Genomic DNA, 2,716 nt, shown 5'->3' with positions numbered 1-2,716 from the left:
GCGAGGGCGAGCGCGGCGAGGACGAGCTGCGCCGGCGGCGGGTAGGCGGAGTGCGCCTTCCACGGCACGGTGGTGCGGGTCAGCGCCCAGCCGGTCTGGACGGCCGCGTACAGCACGCCCCAGCCGGCCGCCGCGGCCGGCGCCCAGGCGGGCCAGCGCCGGTGCCGGCGCTCGGGCCGCTGCTCGGGCCGGCGCTCGGGCCGCTGCTCGGGGATGGGGACAGCCACCGTGACCTCCGTCGTACGGGCCGGGCGCGCTCGGCCGCACCCGTCCTCCCGTTCCTCCCAGCCTTCCGGCCCGCCCGGCCGGTGGCGTCGGCCGCCCGGACGGCCCGGGGCTCGGCCCACGGGCGGAGGACCGTTCGTGCGAGTACTTCTGACGGAGGATCAGCTCCTCCTCCGCAGGTCCCCCGTGCCCGGGGTCCACGGGTGCGGTAGCGGGCGGCGGCCCGGTACCGCGGACGCGGTACGCCGGGTGTCCGCGGACGGGGGACGACGGCGGGCGGGGGCGCGGGGGAGGGTGGGAAGACCGGGAGAAGGCCGAAAAACGGGAGTCGCGCATGTCCGTCCTCGCACGCTGGTGCCACCGGCACCGGCTCGTCACCGTGCTGTTGTGGCTGGGCCTGCTGGTCGGGCTCGGGGCGGTCTCGGGCGCGGTCGGCACCAAGTACAGCGACAGCATGGCGATGCCCGCCACCGAGTCCAGCCGGGCGCTGGAGCTGCTGAAGGAGCAGATGCCCGCCGCGGCCGGCGACACCGACAACGTGGTGTGGCACACCGCCGCCGGCACCGTGAACGACCCCGCCGTCAAGGACCGGATGACCGCGGCGCTGGACGCCATCGCGCACAGCCCGTCCGTCGCCTCGGTCTCCGGCCCGTACGGCGAGCGCGGCGCCCGGCAGGTCAGCGCCGACGGCACCACCGCGTACGCGCAGGTCACCTTCACCGGGGACGCGCACGCCGTCCCCAAGGCCGACGTCGAGCACGTGATCGACCTCGCGAAGCAGGCCCGCACCGACGGGCTGGACGTCCAGCTCGGCGGGCAGGCCGTGCAGAACACCGAGACCGAGATGGGCGGCCTCAGCGAGATCATCGGCATCGTCGCGGCCCTGGTCGTGATGACGCTGGTGTTCCGCTCCGCCTGGGCCGCCGCGCTGCCGATCCTCACCGCGGTCGCGGGCGTCGGCACCGGCGTGATCGGCACCGGGCTGCTCAGCCACGGCATGAGCATCGCCTCGGTCGCGCCCACCCTGGGCGTGCTGGTCGGCCTCGGCGTCGGCATCGACTACGCGCTGTTCATCGTCAACCGGCACCGCAAGGGCCTGATGGCCGGCCTGGGCGTCGAGGACGCCTCCGCGAAGGCGCTGAACACCTCCGGCCGGGCCGTGCTGTTCGCCGGTCTGACCGTGGTGATCGCCCTGCTCGGCATGCTGATCCTCGGCATGGGCTTCCTCAACGGCATGGCGATCTCCGCCGCGCTCACCGTCGCGCTGACCGTGCTGGCCGCGGTCACCCTGCTGCCCGCCCTGCTCGGCCTGCTGGGGCTGCGGGTGCTCAGCCGCGCCCAGCGCCGCCGGCTGGCCGGGCAGGGCCCCGGCGAGGAGCACACCACCGGCCTCTGGCCGCGCTGGGCCGCCAGGGTGCAGGCCCGGCCCACCGGCAAGGCGCTGGTCGCCCTGCTGCTGATGCTCGCCGTGTCGCTGCCGGTGCTGTCGCTGCGCCTGGGCAGCTCGGACGCGGGCAACAACCCGAAGTCCAGCACCTCCCGGCAGGCGTACGACCTGCTGGCCGAGGGCTTCGGGCCCGGCTCCAACGGGCCGCTGCTGCTGGTCGCCGAGGCCCCCGCCGCCGCCGACAAGGCCGCGCTGGACGGGCTGGTCGCCGAGCTGAAGGGCCTGGACGGCGTCGCCCAGGTCGCGGCCGCGCCGATGCAGGACGGGCAGCGGGTCGGCATCGTCCAGGTGGTACCCAGCACCTCCCCGCAGTCCGCGCAGACCTCCGAGCTGATCACCGAACTGCGCGAGCGCACCGTCCCCGCCGCCGAGGCCGGCACCGGCCTGCAGGTCTACGTCGGCGGCGCCACCGCCACCGCCGCGGACTTCGCCGACGTGCTGATCTCCAAGCTGCCGCTGTTCATCGGGATCATCGTCGGCCTGGGCTGCCTGCTGATGATGGTGGCCTTCCGCAGCCTGCTGGTGCCGCTGATCGGCGTCGCGATGAACCTGCTCACCATGGGCGTGGCGTTCGGCGCGATCGTCGCGGTCTTCCAGTGGGGCTGGGGCTCCGAGGCGCTCGGCGCGGGCGCGGCCGGGCCGGTCGAGGCGTTCGCCCCCGTGATGATCATCGCGATCCTGTTCGGCCTCTCGATGGACTACCAGGTCTTCCTGATCAGCCGGATGCACGAGGAGTGGACCCACACCCGGGACAACCACCGCGCCGTCCGGGTCGGCCACGGCGAGACCGGCCAGGTCATCACCGCCGCCGCCGTCATCATGGCCTGCGTGTTCGCGGCCTTCCTGTTCGCCGGGCAGCGCATGATCGCCGAGTTCGGGCTCGGCCTGGCCCTGGCCGTCCTGCTCGACGTGCTGGTGCTGCGGATGGTCCTCGTCCCCGCGCTGATGCACCGCTTCGGCGCCGCCAACTGGTGGCTGCCCGGCTGGCTCGACCGCCTGCTGCCGCACGTCTCCGTCGAGGGTGAGCCCGACCCGGCCCCGTCC

1 protein-coding gene and 1 pseudogene are annotated in these 2,716 nt (G+C 74.7%); one reads left to right on the top strand and one right to left on the bottom strand.

Features of this window, described 5'->3' with window-relative positions:
* Window positions 1–227: pseudogene (locus ACFUEL_RS38085) on the bottom strand (hypothetical protein); the annotation flags it as partial.
* 332 nt (window positions 228–559) lie between these two features.
* On the opposite strand from ACFUEL_RS38085, the gene ACFUEL_RS38080 reads away from it, so the two are divergent.
* Window positions 560–2,716: MMPL family transporter (locus tag ACFUEL_RS38080; protein WP_380242558.1), on the top strand; the 2,157-nt coding region annotated here is incomplete at its 3' end.

It is taken from the genome of Kitasatospora sp. NPDC057198 (assembly GCF_042670125.1).
Lineage (GTDB): Bacteria > Actinomycetota > Actinomycetes > Streptomycetales > Streptomycetaceae > Kitasatospora.
The sequence above is the reverse complement of the archived record's forward strand: the minus strand, read 5'-3'. Positions and strand labels throughout refer to the sequence as shown.